Raw genomic sequence first — 19,391 nt, forward strand, 5'->3', positions numbered from 1 at the left:
TCACGGCCGGGCCGGGATCTCGCAGGCCTCCGAGAAGCCCTGGCTGGTCAGGCCGAAGGCCCGGTTGGCCCGCGAGCGCCAGTTCTCCAGCGCGACCATCGCGGTGAGTTCGACGAACGCCGCCTCTCCCAGGCGCGCGATCAGCTCCGCGGCGAGCTCGTCCGTGACCGCCGGCTCGGTCTCGGTCATGGCCTCGGCGTACTCCATGACCAGCAGTTCCAGCTCGGTGAACGTCTCGCGGTTCTCCCGCCACTGCGGCACCTGCCCGGTCTTCCGCGCCGACAGCCCCTGTTCCAGGCCCTCCCAGTAGCCGAAGTCCATGCACCACGAGCAGTTGATCCGGGCCGCCGCCGCCATCACCGCGAGGTGCTTCAGCCCGGCGTCGAGGGCGTGCCACTTCGCCGCCTGCTGCTCCAGGCGGACGTACGTGAGCAGCACGCGCGAGTTGTGCCCGTACGCCTGGCCGGGGTCGAGGACCTTGCCGTACCTGCGGCGCGAGTACCAGGCGCCGATGCGCATGAGGAGGGTGCGGGGCGGGGTGAGCGAAATGCGCGGCATGGCGGTCGCCTCCTGGACGGGTCGGCCGGTCTCGGTGGTCCTTCACCAGCCGAGACCGGACAGCCCTCCGGAATGTGACAGCCCGCCTCGGATTTCGCGGACGGGCAGGCAGGCCGGGCCGGCTACGGCAGTTCGATGCCCAGGTCCCAGCCGTCGTGCACGTGCGTGCACAGGCAGTCGCGGGAGTCCGTCGGCGGCAGCGCCGCCACCGCGTCGAAGAGGACCTCGCGCAGGCGGCCGACGTTCTCGCCGAACACCTTCAGGACCTCGGCGTGGGACACGCCCTCGCCCGTCTCCACGCCCGCGTCCAGGTCGGTCACCAGCGCCATCGAGGTGTAGCAGAGCCCCAGCTCGCGGGCGAGGACCGCCTCCGGGTGGCCCGTCATGCCGACGACCGACCAGCCCATCGCCGCGTGCCAGCGCGATTCGGCACGGGTCGAGAAGCGCGGGCCCTCGACCACGACCATCGTGCCCCCGTCCACCGGCTCCCACGCACGGCCCCGCGCCGCCGCCAGCGCCACCGAGCGGCCCACCGGGCAGTACGGGTCGGCGAAGGTGGTGTGCACGACGTTCGGCACGGTTCCGTCGGGCAGCGGCTCCCCGTCGAAGAAGGTCTGGGCCCGGGACTTCGTACGGTCCACCAGCTGGTCGGGGACGAGCAGCGTGCCCGGACCGTACTCGGTGCGCAGGCCTCCGACCGCGCACGGGCCGAGCACCTGGCGTACGCCCACCGAGCGCAGCGCCCAGAGGTTGGCCCGGTAGTTGATCTTGTGGGGCGGGACCTTGTGGCTGCGGCCGTGGCGGGGGAGGAACGCGACCTGCCGCCCGGCCAGCTCGCCGAGGAAGAGGGAGTCGCTCGGTGGCCCGTACGGGGTGTCCACCTGCACCTCGGAGACGTCCTCCAGGAAGGAGTAGAAGCCCGAGCCGCCGATGACACCGATCTCTGCGTTAGCCATGCAGCCACCCTAACGGGGCATGCGCAAGGCCCCGCCGCCCGGAAGGGGCGACGGGGCCTTACGAAGAACGAACGGTTTCGGAGCGGCTCAGGCAGCCGAGGTGGAGCTGCTGCTGGAGCTCGGCGTCGAGGACGCGGACGACGTGCCGGACGTCGACGAAGCGGCCGGGGCGGCCGGCGTCGACGGCTTCGAGGCAGGGGTGCTGCTCGACGAAGCGCCGCGGCTGTCGTTCCGGTAGAAACCGGATCCCTTGAAGACGATGCCGACCGCGGAGAACACCTTCTTCAGGCGTCCGTGGCAGTTCGGGCACTCGGTCAGTGCGTCATCGGTGAACTTCTGCACGGCCTCAAGGCCCTCACCGCACTCGGTGCACTGGTACTGGTAGGTCGGCACGAATTTCCTCCTGGCACTCTGACTCGATGAGTGCTAACGACGTTCCATGGTGACGTATTCCGGCCGATCAGTCCACCGTCACCGGCACGCGGTGACCGACACCACGCTCGTTCCCCCGCGCAGCCGGGGCCTGCCCGGCCGGTGCGGCGGCCTCGTCCGCGGCGGGTCCCGCCGACGCGTTGATGATCCGGCTCGGAGCCTTCGGGGCCAGCTTCGCCCGCAGCGTGAGCAGGGTCGCCAGCGCCAGCACGGTGCCCGCCATGGGCACGAGGAAGCCGTACGAGGACCCGTGCGCGTCCGTCAGCCGGCCGGCCACGATCACGGCGGTGGCCTGCCCGAAGGCGACCGCGCCGGTCAGCCAGGTGAAGGCCTCGGTCCGGGCGTTCGCCGGGATCAGCGACTCGATCATCGTGTAGCCGGTGATCAGGGCCGGGGCGATGCACAGGCCGACGACGAGGCCGAGGGCGCCCAGCAGGATCATCGAGTGCGCGGTCCACAGGACCGAGGCGGCCACGGTGAGGCCGGCGTAGCCGAGCAGCAGCCGGCGGCGCGGGCCGATCTTCCAGGCGATGGCGCCGCAGGCGATGCCCGCGGTCATGTTGCCGGCCGCGAAGACGCCGTAGAGCAGGCCGTTCGCACCCGGGTTGCCGATCTCGTTCGAGAAGGCGGCCAGCGACACCTGCATGCCGCCGAAGACGGCGCCGATGCCGAGGAAGGCCGCGATCAGGACGCGCAGGCCCGGGAAGGACAGCGCGGAGGCGTGCTTCTCGCCGCCGGCCGGGGCGGCGTGCAGCTTGGGCTGGCTGGCCCGCCGGGCGGCGAAGACCAGACCGCCGGCCAGCGTGAGCGCGGCCTCGGTGACCAGGCCGGCGGCCGGGTGGACGCCGGTGCACAGGGCGGTCGCCAGGACCGGGCCGACGACGAAGGTGAACTCGTCGGTGACGGACTCGAACGCGGCGGCCGTCGGCAGCAGCGGCGAGCCCTCCAGCCGGGCGGCCCAGCGGGCCCGGACCATCGGCCCGACCTGCGGGACGGAGGCGCCGGCCGGGACGGCGGCCAGGGCCAGCGCCCACACGGGAGCGCCCAGCAGCGCGAACGCCACGAGGGCGCCGACGGCGGCGGAGTGCAGGAGGACGACGGGGGCCAGGACGGCGCTCTGGCCGTGGCGGTCGGTGAGCTTGCCCATCACCGGGGCGGACAGCGCCATCGAGATGCCGGTGACGGCGGCGACGATGCCGGCGCTGCCGTAGGAACCGGTGGTGTGCTGCACGAGCAGCAGGATGCTGATGGTCAGCATGCCGAACGGGAGCCGGGCGGCGAATCCCGGGAGGACGAAGCCGATGGCGCCGGGCGTGCGCAGGAGCTGTCCGTAACCGGGGCGTGCGGACTTGTCGGTCGTGACCGCGGATGTCACGGCCTGGCCTTTCCGCTGCCTGGTAGAGCGTCCCCGTCTGCGGACGGTGTGCCGCCTCGTGAGCGACCGCACCCGTACATGTGGGAGCCCCGAGAGCTGTCCTCTTGCGCAGAACCGAGTGATACCTGGGCGCCCACTGCGGGATGCCACGGCCGCTTTGCGGTCGCGCCAGCTCTGCGTCAGGCAGAGTTGGTTCGATCTGGTGTGCCTTTATCGTACAGGTACACCCGCTGTCGCACCCTGTGATTCCGGCGACAAGATGTGCCTTCGCCTGGGATTAACTGGAAGTTCGCATTCCGAATCCTGTCAAAGCGGGGTGAAACGGCCCGTGAACCCCCGAAACATCGAATGAGAACGATGCTCTGGCCCGCTGTTCGAGCCCGGGTCCACCCCGGCTCATGATCCCTTCGAGCCCGTCCCGAGCCATCCGGCCAGCTTGCCGCCGCGGGCCACCGCCCGCAGCCGGGCCTCCGCCGCGTCCCGTACCGGATCCGTGGCCACCACCAGCAGCTCGTCCCCGCGCCGCAGCACGGTCGACGGCAGCGGTACGAAGCTCTTGGCGTCCCGGACCACCAGCGTCACCGAGGCCCCCGGCGGCAGTCGCAGCTCGCTCACCTCGACGCCGTGCATCCGCGAGGCGGCCGGGATGGCGAAGGACAGCAGGTGTCCGCGCAGCTTCTCCAGGGGCGCCGACTCGATGCCCAGGTCCGCGGCGGCCTCGTCGGTGTCGCGGAGGTTCAGCTTGCGCGCCAGCCACGGCAGGGTCGGCCCCTGCACCAGGGTGTAGACGACGACCAGCACGAAGACGATGTTGAAGACCCGCTCGCTGCCCTCGATCCCGGTCACCATCGGGATGGTCGCCAGGATGATGGGCACGGCGCCGCGCAGGCCCGCCCAGGACATCAGGGCCTGCTCCTGCCAGGGCAGCCGGAACGGCAGCAGGCTGACGAAGACCTCCAGCGGTCGCGCCACCATGGTCAGCACCAGTCCGATGATCACCGCGGGCCAGAAGTCCTTGGCCAGCTCGTGCGGGGTGACCAGCAGGCCGAGCAGGACGAACATGCCGATCTGTGCGATCCAGCCGAGCCCGTCCGCGAACCCCCGGGTCGCCGGCCAGTGCGGGAGCTTCGCGTTCCCGAGCACCATGGAGGCGAGGTACACGGCCAGGAAGCCGGAGCCGTGCGCCAGCGCGCCGGCCGCGTACGCCGCCACGGCGATCGCCATCACGGCGATCGGGTAGAGGCCGGAGGCGGGCAGTGCCACGTGCCGCAGGGTGTACGCGCCGAGGAAGCCGACGGAGAGGCCGATCGCGACGCCGATGGCCAGCTCCAGGGCGATCTTGCCGACCAGGACGTACCACTCGTCCGCCGGGCCGACCGACGCGAAGGCGACGACCAGGATCACGACGGGGGCGTCGTTGAAGCCCGACTCAGCCTCCAGCACGCCCGTGATGCGGGAGGGCAGCGGCACCTTGCGCAGGACGGAGAAGACGGCCGCCGCGTCGGTCGAGGAGACGACCGCGCCGATCAGCAGGGCCTGGCGCCAGTCCAGCCCGACCAGGTAGTGCGCGCCCGCCGCCGTGACGCTGACGCTGATCGCGACGCCGACCAGCGACAGCATGACCGCGGCCGGCAGGGCCGGCTTGACCTGTTTCCACTTGGTGCCCAGACCGCCCTCGGCGAGGATCACGACGAGCGCCGCGTAGCCGATGACCTGTGTCAGCTCGGCGTTGTCGAAGACGACGTGGCCGATGCCGTCCTGGCCTATCGCGATGCCTATGCCGAGGTAGATGAGCAGGCTGGGGAGGCCGCTGCGTGAAGAGATGCGTACCGCCGCCACGGCGACGAGCAGCACGAGCGAGCAGACCAGCAGGAGCTCATTGAGCGTGTGGACGGTCAGCGGGCGGCCCTTTCCTCAAGTCGCCAGGCGGAACGTTCCTCCAGGCAACAAGTCCGGCAAGATCGACAGGTACTTCGTTACCTTACCTAATATTTGACGCGCTCTTTACGCGATAACCACATTGTGAAACGCCTGTTCGGCCCTGTCCTCGTCACCTGGACCCCTGGCGGATCACCGGACCGGGTCCTGCGCCTATGGTTGCTCCCAGCACTCCCAGGACCACCCTGCCCCTCTAAGGACAGCGATGCCCGCCAACGAAACCGCTCCTTCCGTCAAAAAGAAGGGACGACGCGCCCGTCTGATCGTGCTCGTACTGGTCCTGGCGCTCCTCGCGGGCTTCGGGTACGGGACCTACTGGGGCATGGACAACGTCCGCGCCTCGTTCCCGCAGGCCACCGGCACCCTCAAGGTCCCCGGCCTGACCGGGACCGTGGAGGTCAAGCGCGACTCCCACGGCATTCCCCAGCTCTACGCCGACAACGAGGACGACCTCTTCCGCGCCCAGGGCTTCGTCCACGCCCAGGACCGCTTCTGGGAGATGGACGTCCGCCGCCACATGACCTCCGGCCGGCTCTCCGAGATGTTCGGGTCCGGCCAGGTCGAGACCGACGCCTTCCTGCGCACGCTCGGCTGGCGCCAGGTCGCCCAGGCCGAGTACGACACGAAGCTCTCGGCCGAGACGAAGAAGTACCTCCAGGCCTACGCCGACGGGGTCAACGCGTACCTGAAGGGGAAGTCCGGCAAGGACCTCTCCGTCGAGCACTCCGCCCTCAAGCTGAGCGACGACTACCAGCCCGAGCAGTGGACCCCGGTGGACTCGGTGGCCTGGCTCAAGGCGATGGCGTGGGACCTGCGCGGCAACATGCAGGACGAGATCGACCGCGCGCTGATGACGAACAAGCTCACGCAGGCCCAGATCGACGAGCTCTACCCGCCGTACCCCTTCGACCGGAACCGGCCGATCGTCGACGCGGGCAAGATCGAGGGCGGCAAGTACACCCCCCAGGGCGGCGCGGCCGCCGGCTCCACGGGCACCGGCAAGGGATCCGGCGGCGGCAGCACCACCGGCTCGCAGGCCTCCACCGGATCCACCGCCCCCGCAGCCCCCGCCGCCCCTGCCGCCTCGACCGGCCTCGCGGACGACACCACCGCCCAGGGCGCGACCGTGGGCCTGCGCACCTCGCTGACCTCCCTCGCCAAGACGCTGGACCAGGTCCCCGCGATCCTCGGCCCCAACGGCAGCGGCATCGGCTCGAACTCCTGGGTCGTCTCCGGCCAGTACACGACCACCGGCAAGCCGCTGCTCGCGAACGACCCGCACCTGTCCCCGCAGCTGCCCTCGGTCTGGTACCAGATGGGCCTGCACTGCCGCGCGGTCTCGAACCAGTGCAAGTACGACGTCGCCGGCTACACCTTCTCCGGCATGCCCGGCGTGGTCATAGGCCACAACGCCGACATCGCCTGGGGCATGACCAACCTCGGCGCCGACGTCACCGACCTCTACCTGGAGCAGGTCAAGCCCGAGGGCTACGTCTACGACAACAAGGTGGTCCCCTTCACGATCCGTGAAGAGGTCATCAAGATCGCGGGCGGCACGAGCAAGAAGATCACCGTCCGCACCACCAACAACGGTCCGCTGATCTCCGACCGCAGCGAAGAGCTCGGCACCGTCGGCGGCCGCGCCCCCGTCTCCAGCGCGGCCCCCGACCGCGGCAACGGCTACGCCGTCGCCCTGCGCTGGACCGCCCTGGACCCCGGCAAGTCGATGGACGCGGTCTTCGCCCTCGACCGGGCCAAGGACTTCGCGGGCTTCCGTGCCGCCGCCCGCGACTTCGAGGTGCCGTCGCAGAACCTGATCTACGCCGACAACAAGGGCCCCGCGGGCAACATCGGCTACCAGGCCCCGGGCCGCATCCCGGTCCGCGGCGCCGGCGACGGCCGCATGCCGGCCCCCGGCTGGGACTCCAAGTACGCCTGGAAGGGCGGCAAGGACGGCAACGCCGGCTACATCCCGCAGGACGAGATGCCCTACGACTACAACCCGGCGCGCGGCTACATCGTCACCGCGAACCAGGCCGTCGTCGAGAACGGCACCGGCGCGGGCAAGTACCCGTACCTGCTGACCACCGACTGGGGCTACGGCGCCCGCAGCCAGCGGATCAACGACCTCATCGAGGCGAAGATCAAGGACCGCGGCAAGATCTCCACCGACGACATGCGCACCATGCAGATGGACAACAGCAGCGAGATCGCCGCGCTGCTGACCCCGATGCTGGCCAAGATCGAGGTCTCCGACCCGGACGTGCGCTCCGCCCAGAAGCTCCTGGACGGCTGGAACTACACGCAGGAGCCCGACTCGGCGGCGGCCGCGTACTTCAACGCGGTCTGGCGCAACATCCTCAAGCTGTCCTTCGGCGACAAGATGCCGAAGGAGCTGCGGATCGAGGGCAGCTGCATGAACGTCCAGGAGGAGAGCAGCGGTCCGGTCGACGACCTGGCCAAGACGGTCCGCGAGTGCGGTACGCGCGGTCCCGACTCGGCGCAGCCGGACGGCGGCGACCGCTGGTTCGAGGTGGTCCGCCGCCTGGTCAAGGACGAGAAGTCGGCCTGGTGGCAGACGCCCGCCGCCCGCAACCAGCCGGCGACCGCCACCCGCGACCAGCTGTTCGCGCGGGCCATGAAGGACGCCCGCTGGGAGCTGACCGCCAAGCTCGGCAAGGACCAGTCCACCTGGAGCTGGGGCCGCCTGCACCAGCTGACGCTCAAGAACCAGACCCTCGGCACCGAGGGCCCGGGCTTCCTGCAGTTCCTCCTCAACCGCGGCCCGTGGAACCTGGGCGGCGGCGAGGCCACCGTGAACGCGTCCGGCTGGAACGCGTCCGCCGGGTACGGGGTCACCTGGGTCCCGTCGATGCGCATGGTCGTGAACCTCGGCGACCTGGACAAGTCCCGCTGGATCAACCTGACCGGCGCCTCGGGCCACGCGTACCACGACAACTACACGGACCAGACGGACATGTGGGCCAAGGGCGAGCTGCTGGACTGGCCCTTCGGCAAGGAGGCAGTGGACAAGGTGACGGCCGAGACGCTCACGCTGAAGCCGTGAAACGCACCACCCCCGACGGGGTGGCCACCGCCTGAACGGGGTGGTCGTGCGGTTCCTCCGGGACCCGCGCGACCACCTCTTCGTCGTAGAGGAGCACGACCAGGGCCGGATGCGCCCCGGAGCGCGCCAGGCGGGCCAGCACCCGGTCGTACGAGCCCCCGCCGCGCCCGAGGCGCATCCCGCGGCCGTCGACGGCCAGTCCGGGCAGCAGGACGGCGTCGGCGCCGGTGACGGCCTCCGGCCCGAGCCGTGGCCCGGCCGGCTCCAGCAGCCGGATCTTGCCGGGGTGTGCGGCCTCGGCGAGGCTGTCCGGGCCTTCGTACCCGGCCCAGTCGAGGTCGTTGTCGGGCAGCAGGACGGGGAGCAGCACCCGCTTCCCGGCCGTGCGCAGGGCGTCGAGCAGATCGCGCGTACCGGGTTCGGAGCCGACGGAGACGTACGCGGCGACGGTGTGAGCATCGGCCAGTTCGGGCAGTTCGAGGGCGGAGCGGGAGAGCGCGAGGGCCGACGTCCGCAGGGATTCGGCGGACAAAGACCGGCGTTCGGCGAGCAGTTCCCGGCGCAGCCGGGCCTTTTCGGACAGGTTCGGCAGGTTCTCTACCACAGCTGACTCTGATTTCCCTTCATATCGGGGCGATGTCGCACCTACTTACCGGAATCGAATCCGGGGTGGTCTGTGCGACCCACTATCGTTCTGCCCATGACTCAGTTGCACCCTGTGATCAAGAAGGCCGTGATCCCGGCCGCGGGTCTCGGTACCCGCTTCCTTCCGGCGACGAAGGCGACGCCCAAGGAAATGCTCCCGGTCGTGGACAAGCCGGCCATCCAGTACGTCGTCGAGGAGGCCGTCTCAGCCGGCCTGGACGACGTCCTCATGATCACAGGACGTAACAAGCGCGCCCTCGAAGACCACTTCGACCGCAACTACGAGCTGGAGTCGGCCCTCATCGCCAAGGGCGACGACGACCGGCTCAAGAAGGTCCAGGAGTCCAGCGACCTGGCCACCATGCACTACGTCCGCCAGGGCGACCCGCGCGGCCTCGGCCACGCCGTCCTGTGCGCCGAGCCGCACGTCGGCGACGAGCCCTTCGCCGTCCTCCTCGGCGACGACCTGATCGACCCGCGCGACCCGCTGCTGCGCCAGATGACCGACGTCCACGCCCGCACCGGCGGCACCGTCATCGCCCTCATGGAGGTTGACCCCGCCAACGTGCACCTCTACGGCTGCGCCGCGGTCGAGGCCACGGACGAGAAGGACGTCGTCAAGATCACCGGCCTCGTCGAGAAGCCGGACCCGGCGGACGCGCCCAGCAACTACGCGGTCATCGGACGGTACGTACTCAACCCCGCGATCTTCGACATACTGCGGGAGACCGAGCCGGGCCGCGGCGGGGAGATCCAGCTCACCGACGGCCTGCAGAAGCTGGCCGCCGACGAGACCGTGGGCGGCCCGGTGCACGGCGTGGTCTTCCGGGGCCGTCGCTACGACACCGGGGACCGCGGGGACTACCTGCGGGCCATCGTCCGCCTCGCGTGCGAGCGTGAGGACCTGGGCCCGGAGTTCCGCACCTGGCTTCACCGTTACGTCACGGAGGAGATGTAGCACCTTGAGCAGCCGCGCACCGCAGGACACCGGCCACGCCGCCCAGCGTCTGTGGTCGGTCGACGAGCACCTCGCGGACGTCCTCGCCGCGATCCGGCCGCTGGAGCCCATCGAGCTCCAGCTGCTCGATGCCCAGGGCTGCGTCCTGGTCGAGGACGTCACCGTGCCCGTCGCCCTCCCGCCCTTCGACAACAGCTCCATGGACGGCTACGCCGTCCGTACGGCCGACGTCCAGGGCGCGAGCGAGGAGTTCCCCGCGGTGCTGACGGTCATCGGGGACGTGGCGGCGGGCAGCGCCGAGCTGCCCGCCGTCGGCCCCGGCCAGGCCGCCCGCATCATGACCGGCGCCCCGCTGCCCCCGGGCGCGGAGGCGGTCGTGCCGGTCGAGTGGACCGACGGCGGTACGGGCGGCGGCGCGGCCGCCGGCATGACCCCGGCCAGCGCGGCCCCCGAGGGCGCGGGCGGCGAGGTGCGGGTGCACCGGGCCGCCGAGGCGCGGGCCCACGTACGGTCGCGCGGCAGCGACGTCCAGGCGGGGGACCTCGCCCTGGCCGCCGGCACGGTGCTCGGCCCGCCGCAGATCGCGCTGCTGGCCGCCATCGGACGGGGCACCGTCCGGGTCCGGCCGCGCCCGCGCGTGGTCGTGCTGTCCACCGGCAGCGAGCTGGTCCAGCCGGGCGAGGCCCTGGCCGCGGGGACGATCTACGACTCGAACAGCTTCGCGCTGGCCGCCGCCGCGCGCGACGCCGGGGCGATCTCCTACCGCGTCGGGGCCGTCGCCGACGACGTCGAGACCCTGCGCTCCACCATCGAGGACCAGCTGATCCGGGCCGACCTGCTGGTCACCACGGGCGGCGTCAGCGTCGGCGCGTACGACGTGGTCAAGGAGGCGCTGTCCTCGGTGGGCACGGGCGGCTCGGGCGACGGCGCCGAGGGCGGGGTCGACGGCGGGCGGATGGACTTCCGCAAGCTCGCGATGCAGCCCGGCAAGCCGCAGGGCTTCGGCACCATCGGTCCGGACCACACCCCCCTGCTGGCCCTGCCCGGCAACCCGGTGTCCTCGTACGTCTCCTTCGAACTGTTCGTGCGTCCCGCGATCCGCGCGCTCATGGGCCTGGCCGACGTGAGCCGGCCGAGCGTGCGGGCGGCGCTGAAGGCGGACAAGGCGCTGGGCTCCCCGGCGGGCCGCCGCCAGTTCCTGCGCGGCACGTACGACGCGGAGAGCGGCACGGTAAGCCCGGTCGGCGGAACGGGCTCCCACCTGATCGCGGCACTGGCCCACGCCGACTCGCTCATGGTCGTACCGGAGGACGTCACCTCGGTGGAGCCGGGGGCCGAGCTGGAAGTGGTCCTGCTCGGCTGAAGCCGGGCGAGTGCGGGTAGCGTGTTGCACCACACAGGCCCTTGCGGGGCCCGGAGCGGGAGCGGCACGAACCTATGAGCACGCACAGCAGGCTGACGCACATCGACGAGGCCGGCGCGGCCCGGATGGTGGACGTCTCGGGGAAGGACGTCACGACGCGGACGGCGCGGGCCAGCGGGCGCGTGCTCGTCTCCGCGCGGGTGGTCGAACTGCTGCGCGGCGAGGGCGTGCCCAAGGGGGACGCCCTCGCCACCGCGCGGATCGCCGGGATCATGGGCGCGAAGAAGACCCCCGACCTGATCCCGCTCTGCCACCCGCTGGCCGTGTCGGGCGTGAAGGTGGACCTCTCGGTCGCCGACGACGCCGTCGAGATCCTCGCCACCGTCAAGACGGCCGACCGCACGGGCGTCGAGATGGAGGCGCTGACCGCCGTCGCGGTCGCCGGGCTCACCGTCATCGACATGGTGAAGGCCGTCGACAAGGGCGCCGTCATCACGGACGTCCGGGTGGAGGAGAAGACCGGCGGAAAGTCCGGCGACTGGACCCGCGGGTGAACGCCCCGCGCGGCGGCGCCGCCTTCAGCCACATCCCCGCAACGCCGACGGAGGCGGGCGGGGCCCCGGCCGCCGAGCCGGATGCGGCGGGCGCGGCCCGGGAGCCCGGGCGCGCCCTGCGCGGGCTCGTGGTCACCGCCTCGAACCGGGCCTCGGCGGGCGTGTACGCCGACCGGGGAGGTCCGCTGCTGGCCGAGGGGCTCGGCAGGCTCGGCTTCACGGTGGACGGTCCGCGGGTCGTCCCCGACGGGGATCCGGTCGAGCAGGCGCTGCGCGAGGGCGTGGCCGCCGGGTACGACGTCATCCTCACCACCGGCGGCACCGGCATCTCGCCGACCGACCGCACCCCGGACGCGACCGCGCGGGTGCTGGACTACGAAATCCCGGGCATCCCGCAGGCCATCCGCGCCGAGGGCCTGGCGAACGTGCCGACCGCGGCCCTTTCCCGGGGCCTCGCGGGTGTGGCCGGCCACACCCTGATCGTGAACCTGCCCGGTTCCACCGGTGGCGTCCGCGACGGCCTCGCGGTCCTCACGCGGATCCTGCCGCACGCCGTGGACCAGATCCGGGGCGGCGACCACCCCGCGCCCCCCGGCAGATCCTCCGGGAGCCCGAGCTGAACGGACCCTCCTGGCCGGTGGTGCTGACCGACGGCGACGTCACGCTCCGGCCGATAAAACTGCGGGACCAGAGTGCCTGGCGCGAGGTCAACCGGCGCAACCGCGACTGGCTCCGGCCGTGGGAGGCGACGATTCCGCCGCCCGCGCCCTGGGGGCCGGTGATCCACCGGCCGACGTACCGGCAGATGGTCCGCCATCTGCGGGCCGAGGCGAACGCGGGGCGGATGCTGCCCTTCGTCATCGAGTACCAGGGCCGCCTCGTCGGCCAGCTGACGGTCGCCGGGATCACCTGGGGCTCGATGTGCGCGGCCCACGTCGGCTACTGGGTGGACCGCGAGGTGGCGGGCCGCGGCGTGATGCCGACGGCGGTCGCACTCGCCGTGGACCACTGCTTCGCGAAGGTCGGGCTGCACCGGATCGAGGTGTGCATCCGCCCGGAGAACGGGCCGAGCCGGCGGGTGGTGGAGAAGCTGGGCTTCCGCGAGGAAGGGCTGCGTCCGCGCTACCTCCACATCGACGGCGCGTGGCGCGACCACCTCGTGTACGTGCTGACCGCGGAGGAGGTCCCGGAGGGTCTGCTGCGCCGCTGGCACCGTGGGCGCAGGCAGGGCACCTCACCCTCATAAACGAATAACTGTTCGAATTATCGGGGCCCGGGAACCGATTCGCCCATAACCTGATCCGAAGAATCACAAAAAAAGTCCGTGATATCAGCCAGTTCGTGCGACACACCGGTCCAATTGGCGGATCCGCCCGGCCGCGCCCCTCTACGGTGTGAGGTGTGAGCAGCAGCGGCCTCATCTACGCAGTCATTGTCGGGGCCTGGGCCGCCTACTTGGTGCCCATGTGGCTCCGGAGGCAGGACGAGCTGAACGAGGCCCGTCCGACGGAACGCTTCTCCACTGCCATTCGGCTGCTTTCCGGCCGGGCGGGAATGGAGCGCCGTTACGCCAGGGGGCTGCGTGAGCGCGGCGACCAGGAGGCCGAGCCCCAGTACCGCGCGGACCCGGACGCCGCGACGGAAACGGTGAATTCCGTGGACGCCGACGCCCGGGCCGTCGGCGTACCCCCGGCCAGGGCGGTGCCGAGGTCGGCCGTGGCGGAGCGGCAGCGGCGCGAGCAGCGCCTTCAGGTGCTGGCGCGCCGTCGGCGCACCACCGCGCTCCTGTTCCTGACCTTCACGCTCGGCGCGATCGTCGCGGCGGTCGGCGGCCTGGCCTACCTCTGGGTGCCCGCCTTGCCCGCCCTGCTGCTGAGCGCGTACATCGTGCACCTGCGGGTCCAGGAGCGGCGCCGCTACGAGTTCACCATGGACCGGCGGCGTGCCGAGGCCGCCGCCCGGCAGCTGCGCGAGAGCCGGCCGCGCCGCCGCCACCCCGAGGACGCCCCCGCCGCGGGCGCCGAACCGGACCCTGCACCACCGGTCTCCCCGCAGGAGGCCGGACGGCGCGCTCTGGTCGAGCAGACCGATCACGCCGAGTGGGTGGACCAGCAGCGCGAACGTGAACGCGGCCCCGCCCGCGGTGACAGCTGGGAGCCGGTCCCGGTCCCGCTGCCGACGTACGTGACGGCCCCGGTGGCCCCGCGCGCCACCGGCCCGGCGGCCCCGGACGCCTGGAGCGCGACCCGCTCCAGCGCGGCCGAGCCGACGGACCCCCGCCTGCGCGCCCAGCCGTCGCCGGCGCCGAAGCCGGAGGCCAAGTCCGAGGCGAAGCCGGACCAGAAGTCCCACCCGAACGCCCGCGCACGCGGCCGCGACCGCGGCCGCACGCCGCTGTTCGACCAGTACGAGAGCGACGGCCGCCCCCGCGCCGCGAACGAGTGACCGGACCTGCACGGACGCTCCCGGGTATCGGTTTTGGAGCACCGGCGCGGGGATGCTAATGTTTCACACGTCGCAAGGGCCTGTGGCGCAGTCTGGTAGCGCACCTCGTTCGCATCGAGGGGGTCTGGGGTTCAAATCCCCACAGGTCCACAAACGACAGTTCTCGGATAGCTACCGGGAATCGTCACGAGATCCCGTTCAGCCGAAAGGCCGGACGGGATCTCGGCGTTTGCAGGGCGTGTCCGAGGCGAGGCCCGAACAGGTCCTGCCCGGGGACCGGTTGGTGCCTGCCGGAGCAGCCCGGCTTCCCCCTCCGGCCTCCCGGGCCCCGGCCCCGGCCGGCCGGTCAGTCGGCCGCCCGGTCCAGCAGAGCGGCCGCCCAGGCCGGGAGGGCGGACGGCGACGGGCGGGCCGGGCGCGGGTCCGTCGTGATGCCGATGCCGCCCGCCGGGTCGCCGTACGTGAAGCCGGCCGACCACCACAGCCAGGAGCGGACGAACTGGTTGGCGCTCCACGCCAGGGCGAGGGCGCCGCGCTGGCCCGGGGTCTCGTACCAGTAGCTGGTGAGCACCACCGCGCGGGAAACCGCCTCGTCCGTGTCGGCCGGGCGGGAATCGGCGGTGAGCCCGGCGGCCAGTGCGGACGCGGTGAACCGGTTGTCCGCGAGCAGTCCGCCGGCATCGCAGACGACCGCGTCCACGAGGTCCGGCGGGAGGGCCAGGGCGTACCGCTCCAGTCGTGCCGGCAGTTCGGACAGCGCCGGGTCGCCGGCCGTCTCCGGCCCCGGGACCACCCGCAGGTCGCTCAGCAGCCGCGCATCCGCGGTCCCGGCGGCCAGCACGTGCAGATAAGCCAGCGCGCGCAGGGTCTGCCAGCGGCACAGGGTGTCCAGCAGGGTGATCCGCGAGGCGCGGAAGGCCAGCCGCACCGGCCAGCCGGCCGCCCGCACCTCCTGCCCGAGTGCCCGCAGGCCCGCGGGCACCGGGGCGGGGAAGACCAGGTTCCGACCGGGGTCGTAGGACGGCTTCGAGCGGTAGCCCGGCCACTGCTGCGCCCCGGTGGGGCCCTCGTTACTCATTCATTTCATCCGGTTTCGGGGTTCGCCACTTCGCTGCATCCTTGCCGTCTCGCGGAGTGATGTAGTTCGAGATGTCCTTCTCCTCGACGTGGTAGGCGTGGATCATATGGTCCTGGCGGATGATCACCACCGGATTGCCGTCTCCGTCCCTGAGGCCGCGGTCGATGATGATCCGGGCCCCCGACGCATCGTCCATGTACTCCTTGATGATCGACAGGGGAGCCCCGCCGCAGGAGGCCGCGAAGTAAGACGGGGACCAGAAGTGTGCGCCCCATAGGTACTTAGTTGTAGTGCAGACCCGATTCGGGGTCGAAGTACTGGCCGGGGAAACGCAGGGGGGTGTAGGCGGTGGCGTCCCGGCTCCAGGCCGTGGACCCCCACAGGGTCGGCCGGCTGCACCAGGCCAGGGCGCCCCGCTCGTCGACGAGCTCGGTGGGCGTGCCCACCAGGTCGGTAACGATGGCGTAGAACGGTTCGTCCACCACCTCCTGGGCCGCCGTCAGGATCCGGAGCGGGCGACGAGGGGCTCCGGAGAATGGGCCCATGACGATCTTCGATGGCGGGACGCGGCAGGCGTGGGGTGCGCTCGGCGGGGCGGACGGGTTGGCGGGGCGGGTGGTCTACCGGGGCGGAAGCGGGCTGGGGGAGGGGCCGCTGCCCGTGCGGGAGCTGGCACGGGCCACCGTCGGGGTGTGCACGCTGGCCGCGGCCGAGCTGGCCGCCGTTCGGGCCGGGGGCGCGGCCGCCGGGGTGGAGCCGCTGGTGGTGGACGAGGGGGCGGTGGCCACCGCGTTCGTCAGCGAGCGGCATCTGCGGGTGGCGGGGCGCGAGCCGGTGAACTTCGCGCCGCTGTCGGGGTTCTGGCGGGCGGCGGACGGGTGGGTGCGCACGCACGCCAACTATCCGCACCACCGGGCCGCCCTGGTACGGGCGTTGGGACTGCCGTCCGCGACCCCCGAGGCGCTGCGGGACGCGGTGGCGGGGCGCGGGGCCGTCGAGGTGCAGGAGCGGGTGTACGGGGAGGGCGGGCTGGCCGTCGCGGTGGCCGCGGAGTACGGGGATCCGCAGCCGCTCGTGGAGGTGCGGGAGTCCGGGGGCGCCGGGCGGGAGTTCGGGCCCGGGGCGCTGCCCGCGGCCGGGGTGCGGGTGCTGGACCTGACGCGGGTCATCGCGGGGCCGGTCGCGACGCGGACGCTCGGGCTGCTGGGGGCGGACGTCCTGCGGATCGACTCGCCGCGGCTGCCGGAGTCGCACGACGCGTACGCGGACACCGGGTTCGGGAAGCGGTCGGCGCTGCTGGATCTGGCGGACGCGGGGGAGCGGGCCGTCTTCGAGGGGCTGCGGGCCGAGGCCGACGTGGTGGTGACCGGGTACCGGCCGGGGGCGCTGGAGCGGTACGGGCTCGGGGCGGACGAGCTGCTGGAGCGCCGGCCGGGGCTGGTGGTGGCGCAGCTGTGCGCGTGGGGGTGGCGGGGTCCGTGGGCGGGGCGGCGCGGGTTCGACTCGCTGGTGCAGGCGGGGTACGGGCTGGCCGCCGCGTACGGGGACGGGGCCGGCGGGGTGCCCGGGGTGCTGCCGGCGCAGGCGCTGGACCACGGCACCGGGTACCTGGCGGCGGCAGGCGTGCTGCGGGCGCTGGCCGCGGGAGGCGGGCGGTCCTTGCGGTTCTCGCTGGCGGGGACGGCGTCGTGGCTCGTACGGGACGTCCCGGCGGCCGGTCCCGCCGGGGCGGCGTACGCGGCGGAGCCGTGGCTGAGGGAGGTGGACTCGGGGTACGGGGTGCTGCGGTACGCCGGGTCGCCGGTGCCGTTCGGGGACTGGGGGCGGGGTCCGTCCCGGTGGGGGACGGACCGGGCGCAGTGGCTCCCGCGGTAGCCCTGCCGGGCCGCTGCGCGGGCTCTTCTCCCCGCCCCGCCCCTTCTCCGCATCCCGGGGCCCGGCCCCGGATCCCCGGTACTCGGTCCGCGCAGCGGTGCGAGGGCGCGTCAAGGGGGGGAGAGGGGGGCGTCAGGGGCGGAGCGGCTTGGCCATGCAGCGGCTCGACTCGTACGAGCGGTAGTAGCCGAACTTCTCCGACGGGGTGTAGCCCGACGAGAGGTAGAGGGCGATCGCCTCCGGCTGCTGGTCGCCGGTTTCCAGGACCATGCGGACGCGGCCCGAGGCACGGGCGTCGGATTCCAGTTCGGCCAGGATGCGGCGGGCCAGGCCCAGGCCGCGGGCGCCGGGGACGACGTACATGCGCTTGAGCTCGGCGTCGCCGTCCGCGTAGCCCTCGTCGTTGCGGTCCTGGCTGCGCCAGCCGCCGCTGGCCACCGGCGTGCCCGAGGCGTCGTACGCCAGCAGGTACACGCCGTTCGGCGGGGTGAACATCGCCGGGTCGAGGAAGGTGGCATCGCCCGGGCCGCCGTAGCGCGCCTGGTATTCGAGCTGGACCTGGTCGTTGAGTGCGACCGCGTCCGGGTGGTCGTACGCCAGGGCGCGGAGCTGTATCCCGTGAGACATCGGAACATCGTACGGAACGCTCCCGTTAAGGTGCTGGGATGCTCACCGTGACCTCCGTGAATGTGAATGGGATCCGCGCCGCCGCCAAGAAGGGTTTCTCCCCGTGGCTGGCAGGGTCGGATGCCGATGTGGTCTGCCTCCAGGAGGTACGGGCCGAGGAGGGGCAGATCCCGGACGAGGTCCGCAGGCCCGAGGGCTGGCACACCGTGTTCGCACCGGCCGCGGCCAAGGGGCGGGCCGGGGTCGCGCTGTACACGCGCCGCGAGCCCGAGCGGGTGCAGGTGGGATTCGGGAGCGACGAGTTCGATGCGAGCGGGCGCTACCTCGAAGCGGATCTTCCGGGGGTGACGGTCGCCAGCCTGTACCTGCCCTCCGGCGAGGCCGGGACCGAGAAGCAGGACGAGAAGTACCGGTTCATGGCGGAATTCCTGCCCTATCTCGCCGCTCTGAAGGTGCGCGCCGCCGGTGAGGGGCGGGAGGTCGTGGTGTGCGGCGACTGGAACATCTGCCACCGGGAAGCCGATCTCAAGAACTGGAAGACCAACCGGAAGAGCGCCGGCTTCCTGCCCGAGGAGCGGGAGTGGCTCGGGAAGGTGTACGACGAGGCCGGGTACGTGGACGTGGTCCGCAGCCTGCACCCCGACACCGAGGGGCCGTACTCCTGGTGGTCCTACCGCGGGCGGGCTTTCGACAACGACGCCGGGTGGCGCATCGACCTCCAGGTCACGACCCCGGGGCTGGCCGCGAAGGCCGTGAAGGCGTTCGTCGAGCGGGCCGAGACGCACCCGGAGCGCTGGTCCGACCACGCGCCCGTGACCGTGGTCTACGAGCTGGGGTCCTGAGCCCCTGATGCCAGGAGGCGGTCCATCGCCATGGTGAGCTCCGCCTCGACCACGCTCTTCGCCAGCGGGCGCAGTCGCGGGAGGGCCTCCTCCGTCAGGTGCGTGGAGATCAGCTCCGTGAACAGGGCCGCCATGGCGTCCGCGTGCTCCCGGACCCGGCGGCCCGTCTCCAGGACCGCGGAGAGCGGGACGCCCTCGCGGACCAGCGCCGATGAGACGTCCAGCAGGCGGCGGCTGACGTGCACGATCTCGTCGCCGTCGGTGGCGAGGTAGCCGAGGTCGAGGGAGGCCGCCAGGTTCTCCGGGGTGACCTCCCCCTCGAAGTAGTCGGCGAGGGCTTCGGGCGTCAGGCGTACGGGGGTCTCCTCGGACCAGCCGATGCCGAGCAGTTCACCGAGCTGGCTGACGTCGCGGCCGTTCTCGAAGGCGGCGGTCAGCTCGGCGATGCCGCCGAGGGTGTGGCCGCGCTCCAGCAGGGCGGCGATGGTGCGCAGCCGGGCCAGGTGGTGGTCGTCGTACCAGGCGATCCGGCCCTCGCGGCGCGGCGGCGGCAGGAGCTTGCGCTCGCGGTAGAAGCGCAGGGTGCGCACGGGGATGCCGGCCGCCTCGGCCAGTTCCTCCGTCCGGTATTCACGCACTGCCGTCCCCGCTTCCGTGTCTTCCACAGGCGAAGCCTAT

General features: G+C 72.2%; 19 protein-coding genes, 1 tRNA gene and 2 pseudogenes. 10 read left to right on the plus strand and 12 right to left on the minus strand.

All coding sequences use genetic code 11. The annotated features are described in order from the left end of the window. The 5 genes from ABTY04_RS08525 to ABTY04_RS08545 all read right to left on the minus strand — a co-directional run bounded on the left by ABTY04_RS08525 (position 1) and on the right by ABTY04_RS08545 (position 5,175). Entirely contained in the window at positions 1 to 558 is a 558-nt protein-coding gene (locus tag ABTY04_RS08525) for a carboxymuconolactone decarboxylase family protein (RefSeq protein WP_352212572.1), read from the minus strand. A gap of 122 nt (positions 559 to 680) precedes the next feature. Then, complete coding sequence (locus tag ABTY04_RS08530) at positions 681 to 1,514, minus strand: S-methyl-5'-thioadenosine phosphorylase (protein ID WP_352212573.1); 834 nt, start codon at positions 1,512 to 1,514, stop codon at positions 681 to 683. Between the two features lie 87 nt (positions 1,515 to 1,601). Then, the gene (locus ABTY04_RS08535; protein ID WP_352212574.1) at positions 1,602 to 1,907 is read right to left on the minus strand and encodes an FmdB family zinc ribbon protein; all 306 of its coding nucleotides are present in this window, start codon (positions 1,905 to 1,907) and stop codon (positions 1,602 to 1,604) included. Positions 1,908 to 1,974: 67 nt separating this feature from the next. Further along, the gene (locus ABTY04_RS08540) at positions 1,975 to 3,321 is read right to left on the minus strand and encodes an MFS transporter (RefSeq protein ID WP_352212575.1); all 1,347 of its coding nucleotides are present in this window, start codon (positions 3,319 to 3,321) and stop codon (positions 1,975 to 1,977) included. A 396-nt stretch (positions 3,322 to 3,717) separates the two neighbouring features. Continuing rightward, positions 3,718 to 5,175, minus strand: coding sequence for a potassium/proton antiporter (locus tag ABTY04_RS08545; protein WP_502996584.1), 1,458 nt, complete (start codon positions 5,173 to 5,175; stop codon positions 3,718 to 3,720). 289 nt (positions 5,176 to 5,464) lie between these two features. On the opposite strand from ABTY04_RS08545, the gene ABTY04_RS08550 reads away from it, so the two are divergent. Then, entirely contained in the window at positions 5,465 to 8,326 is a 2,862-nt protein-coding gene (locus tag ABTY04_RS08550) for a penicillin acylase family protein (RefSeq protein WP_352212576.1), read from the plus strand. On the opposite strand, the gene ABTY04_RS08555 is transcribed toward ABTY04_RS08550, so the two are convergent. Then, entirely contained in the window at positions 8,310 to 8,930 is a 621-nt protein-coding gene (locus ABTY04_RS08555; RefSeq protein WP_352212577.1) for a 5-formyltetrahydrofolate cyclo-ligase, read from the minus strand. The two genes, ABTY04_RS08550 and ABTY04_RS08555, sit on opposite strands and share 17 nt — an antisense overlap. Positions 8,931 to 9,026: 96 nt before the next feature. Between ABTY04_RS08555 and galU the strand changes: the two genes are divergently transcribed. The 7 genes from galU (at position 9,027) to ABTY04_RS08590 (ending at position 14,441) form a co-directional block, all read left to right on the plus strand. Next, entirely contained in the window at positions 9,027 to 9,929 is a 903-nt protein-coding gene (galU, locus tag ABTY04_RS08560) for a UTP--glucose-1-phosphate uridylyltransferase GalU (RefSeq protein ID WP_352212578.1), read from the plus strand. Positions 9,930 to 9,933: 4 nt separating this feature from the next. After that, positions 9,934 to 11,292 carry a molybdotransferase-like divisome protein Glp gene (gene glp / locus ABTY04_RS08565; RefSeq protein WP_352212579.1) on the plus strand — a complete coding sequence of 453 codons (1,359 nt, stop codon included), beginning with the start codon at positions 9,934 to 9,936 and terminating at the stop codon, positions 11,290 to 11,292. A gap of 74 nt (positions 11,293 to 11,366) precedes the next feature. Beyond that, the gene (gene moaC / locus ABTY04_RS08570) at positions 11,367 to 11,846 is read left to right on the plus strand and encodes a cyclic pyranopterin monophosphate synthase MoaC (RefSeq protein ID WP_352212581.1); all 480 of its coding nucleotides are present in this window, start codon (positions 11,367 to 11,369) and stop codon (positions 11,844 to 11,846) included. A 116-nt stretch (positions 11,847 to 11,962) separates the two neighbouring features. Continuing rightward, a complete protein-coding gene (locus ABTY04_RS08575) occupies positions 11,963 to 12,466 on the plus strand; it encodes a MogA/MoaB family molybdenum cofactor biosynthesis protein (RefSeq protein ID WP_352212650.1) in 504 nt (167 codons plus the stop codon). A 17-nt stretch (positions 12,467 to 12,483) separates the two neighbouring features. Continuing rightward, on the plus strand, positions 12,484 to 13,092 hold the full coding sequence (locus ABTY04_RS08580; RefSeq protein WP_352212582.1) for a GNAT family N-acetyltransferase: 609 nt from the start codon (positions 12,484 to 12,486) through the stop codon (positions 13,090 to 13,092). A 155-nt stretch (positions 13,093 to 13,247) separates the two neighbouring features. Next, entirely contained in the window at positions 13,248 to 14,291 is a 1,044-nt protein-coding gene (gene sepX / locus ABTY04_RS08585) for a divisome protein SepX/GlpR (protein ID WP_352212584.1), read from the plus strand. Between the two features lie 76 nt (positions 14,292 to 14,367). Further along, positions 14,368 to 14,441, plus strand: a tRNA-Ala gene (locus ABTY04_RS08590). A 196-nt stretch (positions 14,442 to 14,637) separates the two neighbouring features. Here the strand turns inward: ABTY04_RS08590 and ABTY04_RS08595 are convergent. The 4 genes and pseudogenes from ABTY04_RS08595 to ABTY04_RS08610 all read right to left on the minus strand — a co-directional run. Next, on the minus strand, positions 14,638 to 15,369 hold the full coding sequence (locus ABTY04_RS08595) for a hypothetical protein (RefSeq protein WP_352212585.1): 732 nt from the start codon (positions 15,367 to 15,369) through the stop codon (positions 14,638 to 14,640). Continuing rightward, positions 15,362 to 15,565, minus strand: a complete 204-nt coding sequence (locus ABTY04_RS08600; RefSeq protein ID WP_352212586.1) for a hypothetical protein — start codon at positions 15,563 to 15,565, stop codon at positions 15,362 to 15,364. The genes ABTY04_RS08595 and ABTY04_RS08600 overlap by 8 nt, the downstream gene beginning before the upstream one ends. Next, positions 15,557 to 15,646 (minus strand): annotated as a pseudogene (locus tag ABTY04_RS08605) (transposase); the annotation flags it as partial. The gene ABTY04_RS08600 and the pseudogene ABTY04_RS08605, both read right to left, overlap by 9 nt. A 7-nt stretch (positions 15,647 to 15,653) precedes the next feature. Continuing rightward, a pseudogene (locus tag ABTY04_RS08610) lies at positions 15,654 to 15,866 on the minus strand (RHS domain-containing protein); the annotation flags it as partial. Between the two features lie 46 nt (positions 15,867 to 15,912). Here ABTY04_RS08610 and ABTY04_RS08615 point away from each other — a divergent pair. Next, positions 15,913 to 17,244 carry a CoA transferase gene (locus tag ABTY04_RS08615; protein WP_352212588.1) on the plus strand — a complete coding sequence of 444 codons (1,332 nt, stop codon included), beginning with the start codon at positions 15,913 to 15,915 and terminating at the stop codon, positions 17,242 to 17,244. Positions 17,245 to 17,376: 132 nt separating this feature from the next. Here ABTY04_RS08615 and ABTY04_RS08620 read toward each other — a convergent pair whose 3' ends face one another. Next, on the minus strand, positions 17,377 to 17,871 hold the full coding sequence (locus ABTY04_RS08620; protein ID WP_352212589.1) for a GNAT family N-acetyltransferase: 495 nt from the start codon (positions 17,869 to 17,871) through the stop codon (positions 17,377 to 17,379). Positions 17,872 to 17,909: 38 nt separating this feature from the next. Here ABTY04_RS08620 and ABTY04_RS08625 point away from each other — a divergent pair, with 38 nt between their 5' ends. Next, the gene (locus tag ABTY04_RS08625) at positions 17,910 to 18,713 is read left to right on the plus strand and encodes an exodeoxyribonuclease III (protein WP_352212590.1); all 804 of its coding nucleotides are present in this window, start codon (positions 17,910 to 17,912) and stop codon (positions 18,711 to 18,713) included. Here ABTY04_RS08625 and ABTY04_RS08630 read toward each other — a convergent pair. Then, positions 18,695 to 19,378 carry a MerR family transcriptional regulator gene (locus tag ABTY04_RS08630; protein ID WP_352212591.1) on the minus strand — a complete coding sequence of 228 codons (684 nt, stop codon included), beginning with the start codon at positions 19,376 to 19,378 and terminating at the stop codon, positions 18,695 to 18,697. The two genes, ABTY04_RS08625 and ABTY04_RS08630, sit on opposite strands and share 19 nt — an antisense overlap. Between the last annotated feature and the right edge of the window lie 13 nt (positions 19,379 to 19,391).

The sequence above is a fragment of the Streptomyces sp. NPDC097981 genome, assembly GCF_040302565.1.
GTDB lineage: Bacteria > Actinomycetota > Actinomycetes > Streptomycetales > Streptomycetaceae > Streptomyces.

Excerpts from the sequence above, each read along its gene's own strand:
- ABTY04_RS08525 (WP_352212572.1), bottom strand. The coding sequence starts at position 558 with ATGCCGCGCATTTCGCTCACCCCGCCCCGCACCCTCCTCATGCGCATC.
- ABTY04_RS08530 (WP_352212573.1), bottom strand. The coding sequence starts at position 1,514 with ATGGCTAACGCAGAGATCGGTGTCATCGGCGGCTCGGGCTTCTACTCC.
- ABTY04_RS08550 (WP_352212576.1), top strand. The coding sequence starts at position 5,465 with ATGCCCGCCAACGAAACCGCTCCTTCCGTCAAAAAGAAGGGACGACGC.
- galU (WP_352212578.1), top strand. The coding sequence starts at position 9,027 with ATGACTCAGTTGCACCCTGTGATCAAGAAGGCCGTGATCCCGGCCGCG.
- moaC (WP_352212581.1), top strand. The coding sequence starts at position 11,367 with ATGAGCACGCACAGCAGGCTGACGCACATCGACGAGGCCGGCGCGGCC.
- ABTY04_RS08595 (WP_352212585.1), bottom strand. The coding sequence starts at position 15,369 with ATGAGTAACGAGGGCCCCACCGGGGCGCAGCAGTGGCCGGGCTACCGC.
- ABTY04_RS08600 (WP_352212586.1), bottom strand. The coding sequence starts at position 15,565 with ATGGACGATGCGTCGGGGGCCCGGATCATCATCGACCGCGGCCTCAGG.
- ABTY04_RS08615 (WP_352212588.1), top strand. The coding sequence starts at position 15,913 with ATGACGATCTTCGATGGCGGGACGCGGCAGGCGTGGGGTGCGCTCGGC.
- ABTY04_RS08620 (WP_352212589.1), bottom strand. The coding sequence starts at position 17,871 with ATGTCTCACGGGATACAGCTCCGCGCCCTGGCGTACGACCACCCGGAC.
- ABTY04_RS08625 (WP_352212590.1), top strand. The coding sequence starts at position 17,910 with ATGCTCACCGTGACCTCCGTGAATGTGAATGGGATCCGCGCCGCCGCC.